A 2,983-nucleotide genomic window follows, 5' to 3' on the forward strand; every position below is an offset into this window, starting at 1 on the left:
TGGACGGGTAGGTCACCATCAGCGCGGCCAGGCTGTCCCCGTACTGCTCGGCCTTGGCGCGCAGGTCGTCCACGTCCACGTTGCCGCTGGCGTCGGTGGCGACCGCGACCACCTTCATTCCCGCCATCACCGCCGAGGCCGGGTTGGTGCCGTGCGCCGACTGCGGGATCAGGCAGATGGTGCGTTTGCCCTGGCCCTTGGCCTCCAGGTACTCGCGAATGACCAGCAGCCCGGCAAACTCGCCCTGCGAGCCGGCGTTGGGCTGCAGCGACACGGCGTCAAAGCCCGTGATCTCCGCCAGGTCCGCCTCCAGCTGCCGGAACATTTCGCGGTAGCCCGCCGTCTGCTCCGGCGGAGCGAACGGGTGCAGGCGCGACACCTCGGGCCACGTCACCGGCATCATTTCCACGGTGGCGTTCAGCTTCATGGTGCACGAGCCCAGCGGAATCATGCTGTGCGTCAGCGACAGGTCGCGGCTTTCCAGCGTGCGGATGTACCGCAGCATCTCCGTTTCGGAGTGGTAGCGGTTGAACACCGGGTGCGTCAGGAAGCCGCTGCGGCGGCGGAAGCCTTCGGCGATCTCCGGCGCCAGCCCGTCTACCAGGTCGTCCATCTGGAACGGAAGCGCCGTGCCGCGGTTGAGGGCGATCAGCACCTCTTCCACGTCTTCCACCCCCGTCGTTTCATCCAGCGCGATGCACACCGACGCGTCGTCGTAGGCGCGCAGGTTGATGCCGCGGTCGCGCGCCGCGGCCAGGATTCCCCCGGCGCGGGTGCCCACGTCGATGCGCACGGTGTCAAAGAAGGCGCCGTGCACCACGCGGTAGTTGAGGCGTTCCGCGCCGGCGGCCAGCAGCTCGGCCAGCGCGTGCACCCGCCCGGCGATGGCGCGCAGCCCCTCGGGGCCGTGGTAGACGGCGTACATCCCCGCCATCACCGCCAGCAGCACCTGCGCCGTGCAGATGTTGCTGGTGGCCTTCTCGCGGCGGATGTGCTGCTCGCGCGTCTGCAGCGCCATGCGCAGCGCCCGCCCGCCGTCCGCGTCCACGCTCACGCCGATGATGCGGCCGGGGATCTGGCGCTTGTACTCGTCGCGGCAGGCAAAGAACGCCGCGTGCGGCCCGCCGAAGCCCATGGGCACGCCCATGCGCTGCGTGGTGCCCACGGCCATGTCGGCGCCCCACTCGCCCGGAGGGGTGAGGAGGACGAGCGAAAGCAGGTCCGCCGCGGCGACCACCACGATGCCTTCTTCGCGGGCGCGCTGGGTGAACGGGCGGTAGTCAATGACTTCGCCGTCCGTGGCGGGGTACTGCAGCAGCGCGCCAAAGACGGGCTGCGTGAAGTCGAACGTCTCGTGGTCACCCACCACCACGTCCATGCCGCGGGCGTGGGCGCGGGTGCGCACCACGTCGATGGTCTGCGGATGGCAGAGCGACGAGACGAAGAAGGTGTTGCGCGTTTCGCTGCCGGCCACGCCGTACGCCACCGCCATGGCCTCAGCCGCCGCGGTGCCCTCGTCCAGCAGCGACGCATTGGCGATGGGCAGGCCGGTGAGGTCGATGACCATCGTCTGGAAGTTGAGCAGCGCTTCCAGGCGGCCCTGCGCGATCTCGGCCTGGTAGGGCGTGTACTGCGTGTACCAGCCCGGGTTTTCCAGGATGTTGCGCTGAATGACGGGCGGGGTGATGCAGTCGTGGTAGCCCATCCCCAGGTAGCTGCGGAATACGCGGTTGCGCGACATCAGCTCGCGGAACTCGCGGATCTGCTCGAACTCGCTGCGCTCCGGGCCCAGTGCCAGGGGCCGGCCCAGGCGGATGGACGCGGGGACCGTGGCGTTCACCAGGTCGTCCAGCGAGCCGTAGCCGAGCGCGGACAGCATGCGGCCGATCTCGGCGTCGTCCGGCCCAATGTGGCGGCGGACAAAGGTGTCCGTATGCGTAAGTGCTGATCTATCCACGATCTACATCCATTCGCAGGTTGCGGGTAAGCCGCGTGAATCTAGTCGGAAGGCTCCGCCAAGGCAAAGGGTGCGGATTCCCGTATACACCGCTGTGTTACAGGCCGTTCGGGAGGGTGGAGGGTGGCGGGAAAGGACGTCGTTCGGCGTCCGGAGGCTCGCGGCGGGTTCGGGGCGTGTTTCGGCGTGATGGCGATACGGTGCGCGCCCGCGACGTTGGCGGTGATGGCGATAAGGCGACGCCCGCGACGTTGGCCCGGCGGTTGAAACCGCGCCTCAAAGAACACGAAGTCCGCCTCCGCGGACTGCGGCGGCGGCTTGGAAGCGGATCGCATTGTACCTCGCCTCCCCCCGTCCAGAGCGAATGGAATTTGCCGCTGGACCGGCACGAAGTCCGCCTTCGGACTGCGGCAGCGGCTTTGGTTGACCGGGCGGGCCAGGCGCGGTGCGCACGCTTCGTCTCCCCGAAAACCGCGACGCGGCATGCTGACCTGAACACCGTTGTGCTCCCAGCGGCAAGTGCACCTGCTCGCTCGGCGCTGATCGTACGGCCGCGGAGGTCGTGGCGCGGCGGATGCGGGGGGGAGGCGCGCTCCGGTGCAGGCCCACCACGATCCGCGGAGGCGACGATGGCGAAGTGCGAGGTGTGCGGGAACGAGTACTATCTCTCGTTCGAGGTGATCACGGCGGGGAACCGCCACGTGTTCGACAGCTTTGAGTGCGCCATCCACAAGCTGGCGCCGGTGTGCGCGCACTGCGGGTGCAAGGTGCTGGGGCACGGGGTGGAGGCGAACGGCACCTTCTACTGCTGTGCGCACTGCGCCCGGATGTCCGGCGCGGAAGACGTGGCCGACCACTCCGTCACCTCGCCGCGCGGCTTGGAATCCGGCGGCTGAGGTTTGGCGGCCCGGCGAGGGGGGCGGGTTTTTTCCGGGTGACAGTCCCTACGCCCATAACCCGTTACAGCGCAAGTCTTTGTCATCCTGAGCGGAGCGCTGCGCCGAACCCTCAGCCGCTCTGGTCATG

Annotated in this window: 2 protein-coding genes; one reads left to right on the forward strand and one right to left on the reverse strand. The window is 68.7% G+C overall.

All coding sequences use genetic code 11. The features are described 5' to 3' along the window. On the reverse strand, positions 1-1,957 hold a 1,957-nt coding region (gene gcvP / locus VF665_RS07920), incomplete at its 3' end, for an aminomethyl-transferring glycine dehydrogenase (RefSeq protein WP_331052871.1). 629 nt (positions 1,958-2,586) lie between these two features. Between gcvP and VF665_RS07925 the strand changes: the two genes are divergently transcribed. Then, on the forward strand, positions 2,587-2,853 hold the full coding sequence (locus VF665_RS07925) for a hypothetical protein (protein WP_331052872.1): 267 nt from the start codon (positions 2,587-2,589) through the stop codon (positions 2,851-2,853). The last annotated feature ends 130 nt before the right edge of the window (positions 2,854-2,983 follow it).

Source organism: Longimicrobium sp., from assembly GCF_036387355.1.
Lineage (GTDB): Bacteria > Gemmatimonadota > Gemmatimonadetes > Longimicrobiales > Longimicrobiaceae > Longimicrobium.

Coding starts and splice junctions, on each gene's coding strand:
- VF665_RS07925 (WP_331052872.1), top strand. CDS start 2,587: ATGGCGAAGTGCGAGGTGTGCGGGAACGAGTACTATCTCTCGTTCGAG.